We start from the raw sequence: 17,153 nt of genomic DNA, 5'->3' as shown, positions 1-17,153 counted from the left end.
AGGGGTACCACCTCCCCGGCCCCCAAAGGGCGGTACGCCGGGGGGTTCTGTGAAAAATGATCTCCGCACGCATAAACGCAGAGTTCTTGTCACAGATATCCGGCCTGAATCCGCTCGCAATCGGTTACTGAGTTCCCCCGAGGAACGCAGTTCGGCGGGTGGCGTCCATGGCTAAGCGCACGTGCGCTAGCTGCGGAAACGGGTTCCTCGGCCGTGCCGGCGCGAAGTACTGTTCGCCGGCGTGTAGGCAGCGTGCGCGGCGCGCCGGCGGGGGCGATAACTGTGACAACGCGGTCGATAAGTGTGACACCGATGTCACAGATACGGCGGTGGCCACCAGGGCGCCGCGGCGTAAGCGTGCGCCGGCTGCCGGCCACTGTCCGGAGGCGGTTGCGCTGCTGGAGAGGCTTGACTCTGAGCTTGCTGAGAACGCCAACGTGCTTGGGAAGGCTCTGAAGTGGTCAGCGAGTGAGACGGCGATTTTGGAGCTGGTAGCCGACACGATCGATCGTCGTGGCGAGCTGCAGAGGCTGTACGAGTCGACCAAGGACGACAAGCTGCGGCTCAAACTTGCCGGCGAGCTGCGGCTGATCGAGGCCGCGTTGTCGCGGTTGCTGGCGAAGATCAAAACCGATCTACCGGAGCCGCCGTCGAGGACGTCGCGCAAGGCTCAAGCCGCGGCGCGCACCAGGTGGGATCGTGCCCAGAATTGATCGCAGCGCCGTACGTCGCGAGCGGCGGCGTTCATCACCCGTCGCCAAACGTAGCGGCGGACTGAAAATCGTTGGCGCGTATGCGCTGTTGCTTGAGCAGGAGCGTGTGTACGGGGGCGAACCGGATCCGCGGTGGGCTTATTCCGAAGCGGGCAAACGGGGCGATCCGTACCCGGAGAGTGCGCGTGGGCCCGCTCTTCTGCTGCCGGCCATGGAGGCTGGCGAACCGGTCCAGGTCTCCGATAGTCGACTGTCCGCACTCCTCCGGAGGGCTGGCAGTCTCGGCCAGTTCCTCACGCCGCAGCGCCCCGACGGGCGCGTCGAGCAGCTCTTCTGGGACGTGTGGAGAGACCGCTCGATTGGCGGCCTGCTGGTGTACAGCGACGACATGGTGGTGCCAGTTCTTGGCGGTATCGCTAGATAGCTGAACGCGGACAATTTTGCGTCTAGAATTCGCTATGCCGAGCCGGTGTCGTATTGGTCAATGAAGTGTTGGATACTGGGGGGCGGCCCGCCCCACCATCCGCCGTATTTCAGGGATTCGCCGATTGCTCGGTCGTACGTTTCGCGAATCGCATGAGCAATGTCAGCATTACTGGTTTCCGGGATCATTCTGTTTCGAATGTCAGTCTCCTCGACGATGCGTCTAGCCATCGGAGTGACGCGCCGCTCGTCAAAAGCTACCGACGATGGCCATGCTTCGCCGTGGGCGGTGCCTTTGGCGAGAACGATTATGCAGTAGGCGAAGTCGAACTGGCAGAGGGAGTTCAGAAGCAAGTCATCGGTAGTGACATCGCTTTCGAAGGTTGCATCGGCCGCTGTGAGGTCTGGTCGCATCGCCGGATGCTCGACGATCAGTTCACGTGCCGCCGAAATGAGGAACCCGTGGCGCTCCTTGGTGAGATTGGCCCGTGAGGCAGCTACCTGGCCGTGTCTTATCCAGGAGGAATACATGTAATCGGCGCCGTAGGTCTCAGACGGGACGGGCTGCAAAGACAGGGAAGTGATTGTCTCCCACGCTTCCAATCTCACTGCGAGGCTTCCGATCACATAAATCCGAATGACGACTGCCAATCGCTTGCGGGTTGCATCTACACCAACTCCGAGTTTCGTATAGGCGTCGCATACCCTTCGGATCGCTTGCCCAACAAGATCAGCCCTTTCGAAGTAGAGTGCTTGGACGCAGAAGATGACCCACTTGTCCATTGCAGACTCGTAGTCGTCCAGGCTCAGGGTTGGCTTAGCGGACTGCGTCAGCGACCGTATGAAATGGCCGAGGCGAATGTTGTTGTTCGATCTCAGCAGTGCCACCTCTGCATTAGCGAACGTGTGGTCGTCCATGTCCATCAACAGCGGCACGTCGGCCGGGTCGCCCGCTGAGTCCACGCGTGCGGCAAGGAACTCTCGGAGCAGCTGCTGGGCAAACTCACTGGCTTCGTTTCTGATTCTCTGGTCGCGCGCGGACAAGATATCCTGCCAGTGGGCGTGACGGATTGGAACGTTCTGTGCACCTTCTCGGACGTAGAGTTCGCCGTCGCGGAAGACCGTGACGCTCTTTCCGTTCAGATCTGGGTACTGCCCGTCTTTGCTGAATGGCACGGGTAGGCCGTCACGGTGATGCTCTACGTAGATCATCACGATTTCGTAGGTGTTGTCGTGTTCGTGGATCTGAACCCTGAGGTGGATCTCGCCCTCTATACACTTGCGAACGAGGTCGCCCAACTTGGCCCCATCGAAATCGCGGCGATTCTGAATCGTTCCTATAGCCATGCATGGATTACCGGCGTCGTCGACGCCAATCAAAAGGTATCCGCCCGGCGGTCGGTTTGACATCGTGACGACGTCCTTCACGAACTTCAATCGGTCTTCGGCGGCGCCGAGATTCACGCTGGCTTTGAGGTCCAGGTGTGTTTCCTCTGGATTGCCTAGTAGCTCTTGAAGTTTCTCGTAGTCGGTTCGCCCGTCAGGAACGATCATGCCTGTCCGCCTGGGCCGTCGCTCTCGTCGATCCAATTTTTAATCGCGGCTTCAAGAGCTGCGCTTACTCCGAGTCCGCGTGCGCCAGCGGCCTTTTCGAACAGCTTTACCAATTCTGTCGGTACCTCGCCCTTAATTGCGCTGCGGTTTGGTCTGGCCTTCGGCACCGGTTGGTGCGCCAGTAGTGGAAGTTCGCGGTGAAGTTCATGCAATAGCTGGTCGTAGTTGGCTGATGTAGGGATCATCGCATCACCCCGGCTGAACCAGTTCAGACGTTTGTTTTTCGACGACCGCGACGTTGCGACTCCCCGGTTGTGCACGTAGTCCTGCCGAAACTTGTTTAGGTCTGCAAATAGTTCGGACACGACGTCATCGGGGTCGGCACCGTGCAACCTGGCTAGGAGAGGGCGATACAACTCGTCCCACTGTGTGATCAGATGCGTAACCCACAGAGAAGCAAAGTATTTCAGAATTGGAGCGCGGTCGGCCAGTTGGTCGCCGGCTATGAATTCCTCTGTTGTCATGACCCCGGGGTCAGCCATCGTCCGGATCTCGGCGTGGCTCATCGTCCGGTAGCTAAGTTGGTCAACTGATTCCAACGACACCAGATCCAACTGGGGTGGCGGTGGTTGTTCCCTGCGTGTCGCGGCCCGGCCGGCCTCGGCGATCCGGCGATCGATCAAGTGCATGATCCCGTTATGTCCGAGGCGTGCGGAGAGCACGGCAAGCTTGACATCCAACTCCAGGTCCTTGAGCACGCCGTCAACAGTAGTTTCGTCGGTCAAGTCTTCAGTCTGGTTCGACTCGCTCGCGGTCGCGTTCTGCACTTTCTCTCGCGCATCACGCACAAGCGCCATGAACTCGACAATCGGTGTCGAGTCAGGACTCGTTTGGTCTAGCGCAATCGCAACGGCGTATGCAGGCCTAATCCACTCGTACAACTGCGACCCGGTTCGCGGCGCATTTGCCTGCCATAAGTCCACCAAAGGGGCCATGATTGCGAGGTTGATAACCGGCCATGCGTGCGGCGGCACAGGCTTACCGGATTCGACGAGCAGTCGGACCCCGGAGGGCTTCATGTCATACGTAGTAACGATCTGCTCGAGGACCTTGCCCCAGCGTGTCAATTCGGCTTCCGTGGCCACAGCCGGCAAGCTTATCGCCACTCAACTCGAAGTATCCGGGCTGAGTGCGGCAGCCCGCTGAATTTTGTTACCGGGTGGTGTGGCGCTGAGCGAGACTGCGCGTCGACTTCGTCAACAAGCGGAATTACCATAAGAAGCTGTGACGAATCCAACGGAGAGCACCGAAAGCCAGCCGAGCTCCGAGGCTGGACCATCGGCTGGGTCAACGTCGCCCTCGCCGCCGCCTGATATTTCTTGGGTTGAATTCGAGACTGGGATCAGAAGCGAGGATCCTGGAATCGTTGAGCGCAAAGTCATTGACGGTAGGGATTAGCCGACCGCCCCCGAAATGACTACCTCTGGCAGCGAGGTTTACGCCTCTTTCATTGAAGCCGAGTTGAAGTCCGAGAACGACCGTCGGGATTCGGTGAACACTCGCGCAGCCTCTGCGGTGACCAGCGCAACGGCCCTAATTACCTTGGCGCTTGCGGTGTTCGGCTTGTTGGTCGGGAAGGACCACGCTTTCCCGGAGTGCGCGCAGCCGCTTCTTGTCCTGGCCTTGGCATTCCTGCTCGGTGCGGGCGCGTCAGCTGTCGCGGCCGGCTTTCCATGGCGCCAGCGGTTCGTCAAGGCCACCACCCTCGACGCCATGCTGAACTCCCGTCGCAATGATTCCGAGGAGGATGCGCGCTACACGGTTTCGTACTGCAACGTGGTGAGTCTCGTCTCGCTTCGATCCGGGACTAATACCAAGACTTGGCTTCTTCTTGCATCCGGAATCTGTCAAATCCTCGCAATCGGAGCCGTAGGTGCATGCATATGGGCGGTCGCGACGGCGGGCCAAGCCGAATATGACGATGCGGTTGTCCCGACTTGGTGCCAGGAATCGTGCTGAGGGTGAGATTCGAACTCACATACACCACATTTTGAGTGTGGCGGCTTTACCTATTTGCCTACCCCAGCAGTGATGCTTGGGGAGGGATTCGAACCCACAGCCACCAGCTTTTAAGGCTGGCCGCTCTGCCAATTGGCGTACCCAAGCAGCAGCTACGGCAACAATCGTGTTGCCGTGTACAGCTTCGGGTGGCTGTGGCGCATGGCGTTCATCCTATCGGAAGCCGCATCCGCACACTCATGAGAATGACGCCCAGGGCGTTGACGCCTGGGGTGCTGCGGTGTTCGTCGCAGCGACATGATCCCCAGGTTTGGTCGTGCCAGTCGTTGCCCTCCACCAGCAGGACGCCGGTGGTTGCGGCCAGCCGTTCGGCCAAGTCGGGGTTGTGGGTGAACTTGGCGGTGACGACCTCCTCCATGACCGCGAACCGCTGCTGCTCCCATCCGTCGACGAGCGGAGCCGCGCGCCCGATCCGCTGAGCCTCCGCCGGATCCGAGGCCGCGAGGATCGCATCGATTACGGCCCTGTCATCTGTCTTGGCGGCCATGTAGGCGTGTTCGCTGCTCGGAAACATGCGCCCGCGGTGCGGAGTGATGGCCGGGTAGAAGTTCGACAGGAAGAAATGCTCACCGCGGAACCGGTCGATCACCGGTACCCACAATTCCTCGGTGGCCGCTTGCATACCGTTTCAGTCGCTTGCTGTGCGTGATGCGAGGATGTCGTCGGTTTCGTCGGATTCGAGCCGGACGTCCCAGTCGGTGTGTTCGACAATGTGGTCGTAGATGCGTTGAGATATCGCGCGTTGTTGGTCCAGGTCGGCGCCGTAGTACACGTCAACGACGATCTCAGGATCGTCGGAGTAGACCGTCAGCGACGTGCGGTTATCGCCTGTGATCAATACGTTGCCGTTGACCAGGTCGGTAGCACCGGAAGCCAGCTTCACGGCATCGGTTACATCGGAGAGAGTCGGGCCAGGGCCGACGACGACATAGTCAACATTCGACATCACTCACCACCCCTTCCTCGTTTTCGCATCGCCGATCGCTATGAGTTGGACAGGCTGCCCGGAAGCCGGTTGCTGTAGGCCAGCAGCAGCAAGCTTCATCAGGAGCCGCCTATCTGGAATTGTCGTGTCGGCCATTGGGTGACGACGTGCCATGGCGCGGGGTTGTCTGGCCGGACTGGCTGCTGGTCGGGGAGGTCCGGCTGCCAGGCAGACTGGCGCATCTGCTCAGCGTCGGGCAGCTGCGGCGGCTGGCCCGATAGTTCGGGCTGGAAAGCCCCGAACACGCCGGCATCGAGGTCCCCGCGCAGCATCGCCTGATGCTCCCGGTCCGCGCGGGCCGCCAGCCCGGCCTCGTATCGACGGACCCGCGCGCGGTACTCGCGATGCTGTCTCGTCTGCCGCACCGCCAGCATGATCAATCCGGCCGGCACACCGACGAGCGCAACCAGGAAAGCCAGACCCAGTAGCGCCTGCCAGCCGCCGGCCACCCCGATCCAGAAAGCGAACGGAACGAAGAAGAGAACAAAAACAGCCTTCCCCGGATGCGCCGAAATCAGGCCACCAAGACGCCGCGCCAGGTCCAGGTCGCTGTCGCGGTACACCGGTGCTGGCGCACGGTGCACAGTCCAGCCCTGCCCGTTCCAGTACCGCACCATCGTCGCCCCGGGCGACTCCGGGTACCAGCCGGGCGGGATCGACTGGGTCACGGTGTGGACGCTACGCCGGCTAGCAACGCTTGGGGAACGGCTGAAGGGCCGCGTTTCAAAGGCGGCCCTTGGTTGGGGAAGGGCCGCATTTGAAATGCGACCCTCGCGCGGGCAGGGGTCTCCCGCGGAAGGCGCCCAATTTTGGACACCCGCAATCGGTGAGAACCCCTGCCCACGAAGGCTTGTCACTGGTCTGATCGTCGGCGTTCTGCTTGCCAGCGGCGGAATGTCCGGTCTGCGGCTTCCTGTAGGAAGGTCCGCAGCTCGCCGACCTCGGTAGCGTTGAGTCGCTCAGCCCTGACGAAGTACCAGCTGATCAGTCTGGCCAGGTCCTCACGAGCCCGCTCCAACACGCCGGCGTTGTACACCCGCAGGCAGTCCACGCAATCGCCGTCGCGCCACGACTCGCCGGTATCGAGGTCGGTGTACTCTTCAAGGCGCACCGGATTCGGCGCCAGATAGCTGGGCTTGATGCGCTCCCTTGCCGACGCGGATTCACCGCGCAGCTGGTGTACACCGCCACACAACGTGGGAACCTCCCGGGCCCCGGCGGTCCGGGCCGCTGTCTCGTCCCGGACCCACCAGATATGCCGCAGGTTCGGGTTCTGCGGCATGGAATCCCGGTACTCCCGCCGCAGCCGCTCGAGGTCGGTCAACTGCTCGTACCGGTTCCGTGGCTGGTCACCGAGCGCCAGGAGCTGTTCACGCTCGTCAGCATCACGGTAGCTCGAGTTCGGATCGACGAGCAGCGCGTGCGTGGTGATCGTCGCGCAGTGCGAGCACTTGAGCCGCCCAACCCAGCGGCGCTTCCACCGGTCTCCCGGGTTGTAGCCGCCCCGGGCGCGCCAAACGCTCTTGTAGGTACGCGGCTGGCCGCACTGGCAGCACAACGCCTGCTTGACCGGCTTCGGCGGTTTCGGTTCGGCCACTTCCCGCCGGCGGATGTGCGGCCAGTCGAGTTCGCGGCCACGGCTGGTGGCGCACGGCGTGCCCGGGTCGGCGCCGCAGAACGGGCACCGATGGGACAAGGACGGGTGTTCTGTTTTCGAGCGCACTGAGATAAGCTCCTCGTACTGAGAGATTGAACCCCCTGCCAGGGGTGAGGTCACAGAAGGCGGTTCCCCTGCCAGGGAGCCGCCTTCAGTCATTTGCGAGGTAGTCCGGCTACCGCACAACTGCGAAAGCGCCTGTAACGGGCTCTATCCCGCTACAGGCGCTGCGGTGGCGCTCGGGGCCAGGGGAGTGGTGGACCGTTCACGGCGGTTCGACTACCGGCCGGTACGTGCGGGTTGTGCGTCTGGTTGGGCGTCGACCCAGGCGGCCGGGATGCGAACGCGGCGGCCGTCGCGGATGGCAGGGCATTGCTCGGTGCGGACCCACCGCTTGACTTGGAGCACGTCTACGCCGAATCGCGCGGCGACTTCGCCGAACGTCAAGCCAGGGTCAGGTGACGTGCTACTTGGAGATAGCACGGGGATGACACGACGGTTCTTTGGTGGAGTGTTTGTGCTGGTCAAGGTGGGTGCCCCCGGCAGGATTCGAACCTGCGGCCTTCTGCTCCGGAGGCAGACGCTCTATCCCCTGAGCTACGGGGGCGCATCGACAAGCATGCTGCGCCATCGGGCATAAACAAGCCCCGCCAGACTAGCGCATGGTTGTCACTGCGCTGTCACCACTATGGATTCGGGGGACAAGCACCTCAGCCCATAGGATGGACGATCGTGACCCCCGCCGACCTGGCTGAGCTGCTCAAGGCCACCGCTGCTGCGGTGCTGGCCGGGCGTGGCCTTGACACCGCTGCTTTGCCGCACGCGGTCGTCGTCGAGCGGCCCCGTAATCCTGAACATGGCGACTACGCCAGCAATCTTGCCCTCCAACTGGCCAAAAAGGTCGGAGCAAACCCGCGTGAACTGGCCGGATGGATAGCCGAATCGCTGGCAAGGGCTGACGGTATTGCCTCGGCAGACATCGCCGGTCCAGGCTTCATCAACATGCGCTTGGAGACCTCGGCGCAGGCCAAAGTCGTCGACACCATCATCGACACCGGGGCGAGCTTCGGTCATTCGGAGCTGCTGGCCGGGCGCAAGATCAACCTGGAATTCGTTTCGGCCAACCCCACCGGGCCCATCCACATCGGCGGCACCCGCTGGGCCGCCGTCGGCGACGCATTGGGCCGGCTGCTTTCCACGCAGGGCGCCGACGTGGTGCGCGAATACTATTTCAACGACCATGGTGCCCAGATCGACCGATTCGCCAACTCCCTGATCGCCGCCGCCAAGGGGGAACCCATTCCGGACGACGGCTACGCTGGCAACTACATCACCGATATCGCGGCGCAGGTACTGCAGAAGGCGCCCGATGCGCTGAATCTGCCCGACGGCGAGATGCGCGAGACCTTCCGCGAGATCGGCGTGGACCTGATGTTTAGCCACATTAAAGAATCGCTGCACGAATTCGGCACCGACTTCGACGTCTATACCCACGAGGATTCGATGCACACCAGCGGTCGTGTAGATCAGGCCATCGCACGGCTGCGCGAAACCGGCAACATCTACCAGCAAGACGGCGCAACTTGGCTGCGCAGCAGCGCTTTTGGCGACGACAAGGATCGCGTTGTGATCAAGAGCGACGGCAAGCCGGCCTATATCGCCGGTGACCTGGCCTACTACCTGGACAAGCGGGAACGCGGCTTCGACCTGTGCATCTACATGCTTGGCGCCGACCACCACGGATATATCGCCAGGCTCAATGCCGCGGCCGCCGCCTTCGGCGAAGACCCGGCCACGGTCGAGGTGCTGATCGGTCAGATGGTCAACCTGGTCCGAGACGGCCAGCCGATCCGGATGAGCAAGCGCGCAGGTACCGTCATCACGCTCGACGATCTGGTAGACGCGATCGGCGTCGATGCCGCGCGATACAGCCTGATCCGCTCCTCTGTGGACACGCCCATCGATATCGACCTGGCGCTGTGGTCCTCGGCGTCGAATGAAAACCCGGTCTATTACGTGCAGTACGCACACGCCCGGCTCTCGGCGCTGGCCCGTAACGCCGCTGAGCTGGGCCTGATTGCCGACACAAAACACCTCGACCTGCTCGACCATGACAAGGAGGGCGTGCTGTTGCGCACCCTGGGTGGGTTCCCGCGGGCGCTCGAAACGGCGGCGTCCTTGCGCGAACCGCACCGGGTGTGCCGTTACTTGGAAGACCTTGCCGGCGACTACCACCGGTTCTACGACTCGTGCCGGGTGTTGCCGCAGGGCGACGAACAGCCCACCGACCTGCACATGGCCCGCCTGGCCCTGTGTCAGGCTACCCGCCAGGTCATCGCCAACGGGCTGGGCATACTCGGTGTTAGCGCCCCGGAGCGAATGTGAACGTCCACCCCGCCGGCCCTCGGCACGCCGAAGAAAGCCGCCTCCCCGACAGTCCGCAACAGCCGCGCTCGTCGGAAGAGTTGTTGGAGTTGGCGCCGAACGTGTGGCCGCGCAACACAACTCGCAACGACGTGGGTGTGGCATGCGTTGCCGGTGTCTCGGTCACCGATCTCGCGCAGGAGTACGGGACTCCACTCTTCATCATCGACGAGGACGACTTTCGCTCTCGCTGCCGAGAAATCGCTGCCGCATTCGGCGGGGGACACAACGTGTACTACGCCGCGAAAGCCTTCCTATGTACCGAGATCGCTCGCTGGGTCGAGGAGGAAGGTCTCTCGATCGACGTATCCACCGGCGGTGAGTTGGCCGTGGCGCTGCATGCCGGCTTCCCGCCGGAGCGGATCACCCTGCACGGCAATAACAAATCCATCGCTGAACTGACGGTTGCGGTCAAAGCTGGTGTGGGACATATTGTTTTGGACTCGATGACCGAAATCGAGCGCCTCGACACCATTGCTGGCGAGGCCGGCGTCGTCCAGGATGTCTTCGTTCGTCTCACCGTCGGCGTCGAGGCACACACCCATGAGTTCATTTCCACCGCGCACGAAGACCAGAAATTCGGGTTGTCGATAGCCAGCGGCGCGGCGCTGGCGGCGATACGCCGAGTTTTCGCCACCGATCATCTGCGGCTCGTGGGGCTGCACAGCCACATTGGTTCTCAGATCTTCGATGTGGATGGTTTCGAATTGGCTGCGCACCGCGTTATCGGTCTGCTGCGTGATGTGGTCGGCGAATTCGGTCCAGAAAAGACGGCACAATTGTCGACCGTGGATCTTGGTGGTGGCCTGGGTATCTCGTATCTGTCATCCGACGACCCACCGCCGATCGGAGACCTGGCCGCCAAGCTGAGCGCCGTGGTGAGCAATGAATCGGCAGCCGTGGGTCTCCCGACGCCCAGGTTGGTAGTCGAGCCAGGACGCGCCATCGCCGGACCGGGCACCGTCACGCTGTATGAGGTCGGCACCGTCAAAGACGTCGACGTCAGCGCCACCGCGAACCGGCGCTACGTCAGCGTCGACGGCGGCATGAGCGACAACATCCGTACCGCGCTCTATGACGCGCAATATGACGTCCGGCTGGTCTCACGAGTCAGTGATGCGCCGGCGGCGCTGGCCCGTCTCGTCGGAAAGCACTGCGAAAGTGGCGATATCATCGTGCGCGACGCGTGGGTGCCCGACGATCTACAGGCCGGCGACCTGGTTGCAGTAGCCGCCACGGGCGCCTATTGCTATTCGCTGTCGAGTCGATACAACATGATCGGCCGTCCCGCCGTGGTGGCGGTGCGCGCGGGGAAGGCGCGCCTGATCCTGCGTCGGGAGACGGTCGATGATCTGCTGAGTCTGGAGGTGAGGTAACCGTGTCCGGTGACGAAAAGCCGGTCGGTGTAGTGGTGCTCGGATTGGGCAACGTCGGTAGCGAAGTTGTCCGAATCATGGACGAGAGCGCCGAGGATTTGGCGGCTCGAGTGGGCGCCCCGCTGGTGCTGCGCGGCGTCGGGGTACGCCGGGTCGCAGCCGACCGCGAGGTGCCGCTAGAGCTACTCACCGACAACGTTGACGAACTCGTCTCGCGCGAGGACGTCGACATCGTCGTGGAAGTGATGGGCCCGGTGGAGCCGTCGCGCAAGGCGATCCTGACCGCCATCGAGCACGGCAAGTCCGTGGTGACGGCCAATAAGGCACTGCTGTCTACCTCCACCGGTGAGTTGGCGCAGGCCGCCGAAGGTGCCCACGTCGATCTCTATTTCGAAGCCGCTGTTGCCGGGGCAATCCCGGTAATTCGTCCGCTGACCCAGTCGCTGGCCGGTGACACCGTGCTGCGTGTGGCCGGAATCGTCAATGGTACAACGAATTACATACTTTCCGAGATGGACAGCACCGGCGCTGACTATGCGAAGGCCCTGGCCGATGCAAGCGCGCTGGGCTATGCCGAGGCCGACCCCACCGCCGATGTGGAAGGCTATGACGCCGCGGCCAAGGCCGCGATTTTGGCGTCCATCGCTTTCCATACCCGGGTGACCGCCGATGACGTCTATCGGGAGGGCATCACCAAGATCACCCCGGCCGACTTCGTATCCGCCCGGGCACTGGGCTGCACCATCAAGCTGTTGTCCATTTGCGAGCGCATTACCACCGACGAAGGTCAGCAACGGGTTTCGGCTCGTGTCTATCCGGCGTTGGTGCCGCTGTCGCATCCCTTGGCGACCGTTAGCGGTGCCTTCAATGCCGTCGTGGTCGAGGCCCAGGCCGCGGGTCGGCTGATGTTCTATGGCCAGGGCGCTGGTGGCGCGCCCACCGCGTCGGCGGTGACTGGCGACTTGGTGATGGCTGCGCGCAACCGGGTTCTCGGTAGCCGCGGTCCGCGTGAATCAAAATACGCTCAACTTCCGGTGGCGCCAATGGGTTTCATCTCAACTCGCTATTACGTCAGCATGAATGTCGCCGATAAGGCGGGCGTGTTGTCGGCGGTGGCAGCGGAGTTCGCCAAACGTGATGTCAGTATCGCCGAGGTGCGCCAAGAAGGTGTGGTGGACGACGAGGGCCAACGGGTGGGCGCCCGGATTGTGGTGGTCACTCACTTGGCCACCGACGCCGCACTTTCGGAAACCGTTGAAGCTCTTGCCGACTTGGACGTCGTCCAGCATGTGGCAAGCGTGCTGCGACTGGAAGGGACCGACCTGTGAGTGTCCCGCGGACAGCTACGCACCGGCCCTGGCCGGGCGTCATCGCGGCATACCGTGACCGGTTGCCGGTGGGGGACGACTGGACCCCGGTCACCTTGCTTGAGGGCGGCACGCCGTTGATCGCGGCGACCAGGCTCTCCAAACAGACCGGTTGCACCATTCACCTCAAGGTGGAGGGCCTCAACCCCACGGGTTCGTTCAAGGACCGGGGCATGACGATGGCGGTCACCGATGCGCTGGCGCGCGGACAACAGGCAGTGTTGTGTGCGTCGACGGGTAACACCTCGGCGTCGGCGGCGGCTTACGCTGCCCGCGCGGGCATCACCTGTGCGGTGCTGATACCCCAGGGCAAGATCGCGATGGGCAAGCTGGCTCAGGCGGTGATGCACGGGGCCAAGATCATCCAGATCGACGGCAACTTCGACGACTGCCTGGAACTGGCCCGCAAGATGGCCGCCGACTTCCCGACTATCTCGTTGGTCAACTCCGTCAACCCGGTGCGCATCGAAGGCCAGAAAACGGCAGCGTTCGAGATTGTCGATGCGCTCGGGGCCGCGCCGGATGTGCATGCGCTTCCGGTCGGCAACGCCGGCAACATCACTGCTTATTGGAAGGGCTACACCGAGTACCACCGCGAAGGCGTGATCGACAAGCTGCCCCGGATGCTGGGTACCCAGGCGGCGGGTGCAGCGCCGCTGGTGTTGGGCGAACCGGTGAGCCACCCGGAAACCATCGCGACCGCGATTCGCATCGGCTCGCCGGCCTCGTGGACCTCGGCCGTCGAGGCCCAGCAGCAATCCAAGGGGCGTTTCCTGGCCGCTACCGATGAGGAAATCCTGGCCGCATACCACTTGGTCGCAACTGCCGAAGGCGTTTTTGTCGAGCCCGCGTCGGCGGCCAGCATCGCGGGTTTGCTCAAGGCCATCGACGACGGCTGGGTGCCGCGCGGATCGAGTGTGGTGTGCACGGTCACCGGCAACGGCTTGAAGGACCCTGACACGGCGCTCAAGGACATGCCCAGTGTGACGCCGGTGCCGGTTGACCCGGGCGCCGTGGTTGAAAAGCTGGGGTTGGGCTAGTGGCGATCGCGAGTGCGGCGCAGCCGAGCGCTGCGGGTCGCCACTTGTTGGGTCGTGTGGCGATCGCGAGTGCGGCGCAGCCGAGCGCTGCGGGTCGCCACTTGTTGGGTCGTGTGGCGATCGCGAGTGCGGCGCAGCCGAGCGCTGCGGGTCGCCACTTGTTGGGTCGTGTGGCGATCGCGAGTGCGGCGCAGCCGAGCGCTGCGGGTCGCCACTTGTTGGGTCGTGTGGCGATCGCGAGTGCGGCGCAGCCGAGCGCTGCGGGTCGCCACTTGTTGGGTCGTGTGGCGATCGCGAGTGCGGCGGGTGCCGCGAAGGGCTGTCCGTGACCCACGTGCTGCCCGCCGGGTTGACGGCGACCTCCGTGGTATCGGCATCAAGTGCCAACCTCGGTCCGGGTTTCGACAGTGTCGGCCTCGCGTTGAGCCTCTACGATGAAATCATCCTTGAGACAACGGATTCCGGACTGGAAGTGGTGGTCGAGGGGGAAGGATCCGGTCAGGTGCCACTGGGCCCCGAGCACCTGGTGGTGCGCGCCATCCAACACGGGCTGCGGGCCGTGGGTGTCAGTGCCGCAGGCCTGGTTGTCCGGTGTCGCAACGACATACCGCATTCACGCGGGTTAGGCTCGTCGGCAGCGGCCGTTGTCGGCGGCCTGGCTGCTGTCAACGGCCTGGTTACACAATGTGATTGGTCTCCGATGGGCGATGCTCAGCTGATCCAGCTGTCCTCGGAGTTTGAAGGTCATCCCGACAACGCGGCGGCGGCCGTGTTGGGTGGTGCGGTCGTTTCCTGGATCGACCGCAGCGGGGATCTGTCCGATTACTCGGCGGTGCCGCTGCACCTGCATCCCGACATCCGGCTGTTCTCCGCGATTCCCGAGGAGCGCTCGTCCACCGCGGAGACCCGGGTGTTGCTTCCTGCCCAGGTCAGCCACCACGATGCACGATTCAACATCAGCCGCGTCGCGTTGCTGGTGGTCGCGCTCACCCAGCGGCCGGATCTGCTGATGCCGGCGACCGAAGACATGCTCCATCAGCCGCAGCGTGCCCGAGCGATGCCGACGTCGGCGGAATATTTGCAGCTTTTGCGGCGCCATAACGTCGCGGCGACCCTGTCAGGTGCCGGACCGGCGCTGATCGCTCTTACGACCCAACCGGAGTTGCCGGCAGAAGCGGTCGAGTACGGGGCCGCAAATGGATTCACGATCTCTGCGATGACCACGGGGAACGGAGTTCGCTGGAACCCGGGATCCGCCCTCACCGAGTGATCCGCCACGCGGTCGGGGGGTTTGCTTGCTTCCGGCCAGGAAGCGGGCTATTCTCGGAGCCGTCCAGCAATTGCAGCATCTGCATCTGCATCCATACTGCCTTGCCGCTGGGACAACCACCAATCCTTCTCGTGGACGAGGTTCGCCGTATTCGCCGCCGATCCGGGCGATCACCGTTAGAGAGTCGATGATTGGGCGCACTCGGCAATTTGGCTGACTGCAACGAACCCTCGTATGACGTAATCAGCGGGGGAAGAAAGGAAATCCGTGACTGATACGGACCTCATCACGGCTGGCGAAAGCACCGACGTCGACACGAAGTCGGATTCCGTGACAAAAGACACTTCTGACGTCGAGACCGCAGCGCCGGGCGATTCACTGTCCACGATGGTATTGCCCGAACTGCGCGCGCTGGCTAATCGAGCCGGCGTCAAGGGGACGTCGGGTATGCGCAAGAGCGAACTGATCGCAGCGATCCAGGAGACGAGGGGACGGGCTAACGGCGCCTCGGCGGCCTCTGAATCCGGCGCTGACTCGGACAACAACCAGTCGTCGAGCGGCGCCGAGGGATCCGCCGTACAGGCAACCGCCGAGGGGTCGGCCTCCGCGAAGCAAGGCGATGCTGCCGACGACACGACGGCTAATGACACGCCGCGCCGCGAACGCCGCAGGTCCGGCCGCGACGCGGGCGCATCGGCCCGCGGCAGCGCGGAGTCGGGTGGCGACGGTACCGCGGGCGGTGAGGACAACGCAGCCACCGGCACCGAGAACCGTCGAAAGGGCGGCCAGGACACCAAGGCCGACGAGCGCGGAACCGACTCGAGCAACGACCAAAGCGGTGACCAGCAAAGCTCGGGCGGGCAGCAGTCTCGTGGCGAGGAAGACGGCGAAGGGCGCCAGGGCCGGCGGGGACGTCGATTCCGCGACCGTCGCCGCCGCGGTGAACGATCTGGCGACGGCTCCGACGCCGAGTTGCGTGAGGACGACGTGGTCCAGCCCGTGGCGGGCATCCTTGACGTCTTGGACAATTACGCGTTCGTGCGTACCTCCGGTTACCTTGCCGGCCCGCACGACGTCTATGTGTCGATGAACATGGTGCGTAAGAACGGCTTGCGCCGCGGCGACGCGGTCACCGGTGCGGTTCGGGTGCCCCGGGAGGGTGAACAGCCCAACCAGCGCCAAAAGTTCAACCCGCTGGTACGTCTGGACAGCATCAACGGTGGGTCCGTTGAAGACGCCAAGAAGCGGCCCGAGTTCGGCAAGCTGACGCCGCTGTATCCCAACCAGCGACTTCGGTTGGAAACGACCACGGAGCGCCTGACCACCCGGGTCATCGACCTGATCATGCCGATCGGCAAGGGCCAGCGCGCGTTGATCGTGTCGCCGCCCAAGGCCGGTAAGACGACGATCCTGCAGGACATCGCCAACGCCATCACCAAGAACAATCCGGAATGCCACCTCATGGTCGTGCTCGTCGACGAGCGGCCTGAGGAGGTGACCGACATGACGCGATCGGTCAAAGGTGAGGTCATCGCCTCGACGTTTGACCGCCCACCATCCGACCACACATCGGTCGCGGAGCTGGCCATCGAGCGCGCCAAGCGCCTCGTGGAGCAGGGCAAGGACGTCGTGGTGCTGCTCGATTCCATCACCCGCTTGGGCCGCGCCTACAACAATGCGTCACCCGCATCGGGCCGCATTCTCTCCGGTGGTGTCGACTCCACAGCGCTGTACCCGCCGAAGCGTTTCTTGGGCGCAGCGCGCAACATCGAGGAGGGCGGCTCGCTGACCATCATCGCGACCGCGATGGTCGAGACCGGATCTACGGGTGACACGGTGATCTTCGAGGAGTTCAAAGGCACTGGTAACGCCGAGCTGAAACTCGACCGCAAGATTGCTGAGCGGCGCGTTTTCCCAGCAGTCGACGTGAACCCGTCGGGTACCCGTAAGGATGAGCTGCTGCTCTCGCCCGATGAGTTCGCCATTGTGCACAAGCTGCGCCGCGTGCTGTCGGGGCTGGATTCGCACCAGGCCATCGATCTGCTGATGTCGCAGCTGCGCAAGACGAAGAACAACTACGAATTCCTGGTCCAGGTGTCCAAGACCACGCCGGGCAGTATGGACAACGACTGACCGATAGCTGAGGCACGTCGCGCGGGAATGTGTGGGCACATCTCGGTGTTTGGGCAGGTGGTAGTTGACCTGGCATAATCGACGTTCGACCACTCCTGGACCGTCTCAGGTTCTCGAGGTAGGCCTGAGCGC

At 63.2% G+C, this 17,153-nt stretch carries 15 protein-coding genes and 3 tRNA genes; 9 read left to right on the top strand and 9 right to left on the bottom strand.

Features of this window, described 5'->3' with window-relative positions; translation table 11 throughout:
* The first annotated feature begins 329 nt into the window (after positions 1-329).
* Positions 330-713, top strand: a complete 384-nt coding sequence (locus MB901379_RS17295) for a hypothetical protein (RefSeq protein WP_162334403.1) — start codon at positions 330-332, stop codon at positions 711-713.
* Positions 700-1,137, top strand: a complete 438-nt coding sequence (locus MB901379_RS17290) for a hypothetical protein (protein WP_158017740.1) — start codon at positions 700-702, stop codon at positions 1,135-1,137. The genes MB901379_RS17295 and MB901379_RS17290 overlap by 14 nt, the downstream gene beginning before the upstream one ends.
* A 32-nt stretch (positions 1,138-1,169) precedes the next feature.
* Here the strand turns inward: MB901379_RS17290 and MB901379_RS17285 are convergent, their stop codons facing one another.
* Positions 1,170-2,690 carry an AlbA family DNA-binding domain-containing protein gene (locus MB901379_RS17285; RefSeq protein WP_158017739.1) on the bottom strand — a complete coding sequence of 507 codons (1,521 nt, stop codon included), beginning with the start codon at positions 2,688-2,690 and terminating at the stop codon, positions 1,170-1,172.
* Positions 2,687-3,835, bottom strand: coding sequence for a hypothetical protein (locus MB901379_RS17280; protein WP_158017738.1), 1,149 nt, complete (start codon positions 3,833-3,835; stop codon positions 2,687-2,689). The genes MB901379_RS17285 and MB901379_RS17280 overlap by 4 nt, the downstream gene beginning before the upstream one ends.
* A 430-nt stretch (positions 3,836-4,265) precedes the next feature.
* Between MB901379_RS17280 and MB901379_RS17275 the strand changes: the two genes are divergently transcribed.
* Positions 4,266-4,709, top strand: coding sequence for a hypothetical protein (locus MB901379_RS17275; RefSeq protein WP_232021890.1), 444 nt, complete (start codon positions 4,266-4,268; stop codon positions 4,707-4,709).
* On the opposite strand, the gene MB901379_RS17270 is transcribed toward MB901379_RS17275, so the two are convergent.
* From MB901379_RS17270 to MB901379_RS17235, 7 genes are all read right to left on the bottom strand, one after another.
* Positions 4,704-4,777, bottom strand: a tRNA-Leu gene (locus MB901379_RS17270). The genes MB901379_RS17275 and MB901379_RS17270 overlap by 6 nt on opposite strands.
* 5 nt (positions 4,778-4,782) lie before the next feature.
* A tRNA-Leu gene (locus tag MB901379_RS17265) sits at positions 4,783-4,856 on the bottom strand.
* A 61-nt stretch (positions 4,857-4,917) separates the two neighbouring features.
* Positions 4,918-5,391, bottom strand: a complete 474-nt coding sequence (locus tag MB901379_RS17260; protein WP_158017736.1) for an NADAR family protein — start codon at positions 5,389-5,391, stop codon at positions 4,918-4,920.
* Positions 5,392-5,397: 6 nt separating this feature from the next.
* Positions 5,398-5,715, bottom strand: a complete 318-nt coding sequence (locus MB901379_RS17255) for a hypothetical protein (protein WP_158017735.1) — start codon at positions 5,713-5,715, stop codon at positions 5,398-5,400.
* 98 nt (positions 5,716-5,813) lie between these two features.
* Entirely contained in the window at positions 5,814-6,422 is a 609-nt protein-coding gene (locus tag MB901379_RS23915; protein WP_162334401.1) for a DUF2510 domain-containing protein, read from the bottom strand.
* 185 nt (positions 6,423-6,607) lie between these two features.
* The gene (locus MB901379_RS17240; RefSeq protein ID WP_158017734.1) at positions 6,608-7,477 is read right to left on the bottom strand and encodes a zinc finger domain-containing protein; all 870 of its coding nucleotides are present in this window, start codon (positions 7,475-7,477) and stop codon (positions 6,608-6,610) included.
* A gap of 468 nt (positions 7,478-7,945) precedes the next feature.
* Positions 7,946-8,018, bottom strand: a tRNA-Arg gene (locus MB901379_RS17235).
* A 125-nt stretch (positions 8,019-8,143) separates the two neighbouring features.
* Between MB901379_RS17235 and argS the strand changes: the two genes are divergently transcribed.
* From argS to rho, 6 genes are all read left to right on the top strand, one after another.
* On the top strand, positions 8,144-9,796 hold the full coding sequence (argS, locus tag MB901379_RS17230; protein ID WP_158017733.1) for an arginine--tRNA ligase: 1,653 nt from the start codon (positions 8,144-8,146) through the stop codon (positions 9,794-9,796).
* A gap of 80 nt (positions 9,797-9,876) precedes the next feature.
* The gene (gene lysA, locus MB901379_RS17225) at positions 9,877-11,211 is read left to right on the top strand and encodes a diaminopimelate decarboxylase (RefSeq protein WP_232022145.1); all 1,335 of its coding nucleotides are present in this window, start codon (positions 9,877-9,879) and stop codon (positions 11,209-11,211) included.
* Positions 11,212-11,213: 2 nt separating this feature from the next.
* A complete protein-coding gene (locus MB901379_RS17220) occupies positions 11,214-12,539 on the top strand; it encodes a homoserine dehydrogenase (protein WP_158017731.1) in 1,326 nt (441 codons plus the stop codon).
* Complete coding sequence (gene thrC, locus MB901379_RS17215) at positions 12,536-13,618, top strand: threonine synthase (RefSeq protein WP_158017730.1); 1,083 nt, start codon at positions 12,536-12,538, stop codon at positions 13,616-13,618. The genes MB901379_RS17220 and thrC overlap by 4 nt, the downstream gene beginning before the upstream one ends.
* 325 nt (positions 13,619-13,943) lie before the next feature.
* Complete coding sequence (gene thrB / locus MB901379_RS17210; RefSeq protein ID WP_158017729.1) at positions 13,944-14,888, top strand: homoserine kinase; 945 nt, start codon at positions 13,944-13,946, stop codon at positions 14,886-14,888.
* A gap of 267 nt (positions 14,889-15,155) precedes the next feature.
* A complete protein-coding gene (gene rho, locus MB901379_RS17205) occupies positions 15,156-17,021 on the top strand; it encodes a transcription termination factor Rho (RefSeq protein ID WP_158017728.1) in 1,866 nt (621 codons plus the stop codon).
* Positions 17,022-17,153 lie beyond the last annotated feature (132 nt).

Source organism: Mycobacterium basiliense, assembly GCF_900292015.1.
In the GTDB taxonomy this organism is placed as follows: domain Bacteria; phylum Actinomycetota; class Actinomycetes; order Mycobacteriales; family Mycobacteriaceae; genus Mycobacterium; species Mycobacterium basiliense.
This window is presented reverse-complemented; position numbering and strand designations above follow the sequence as displayed.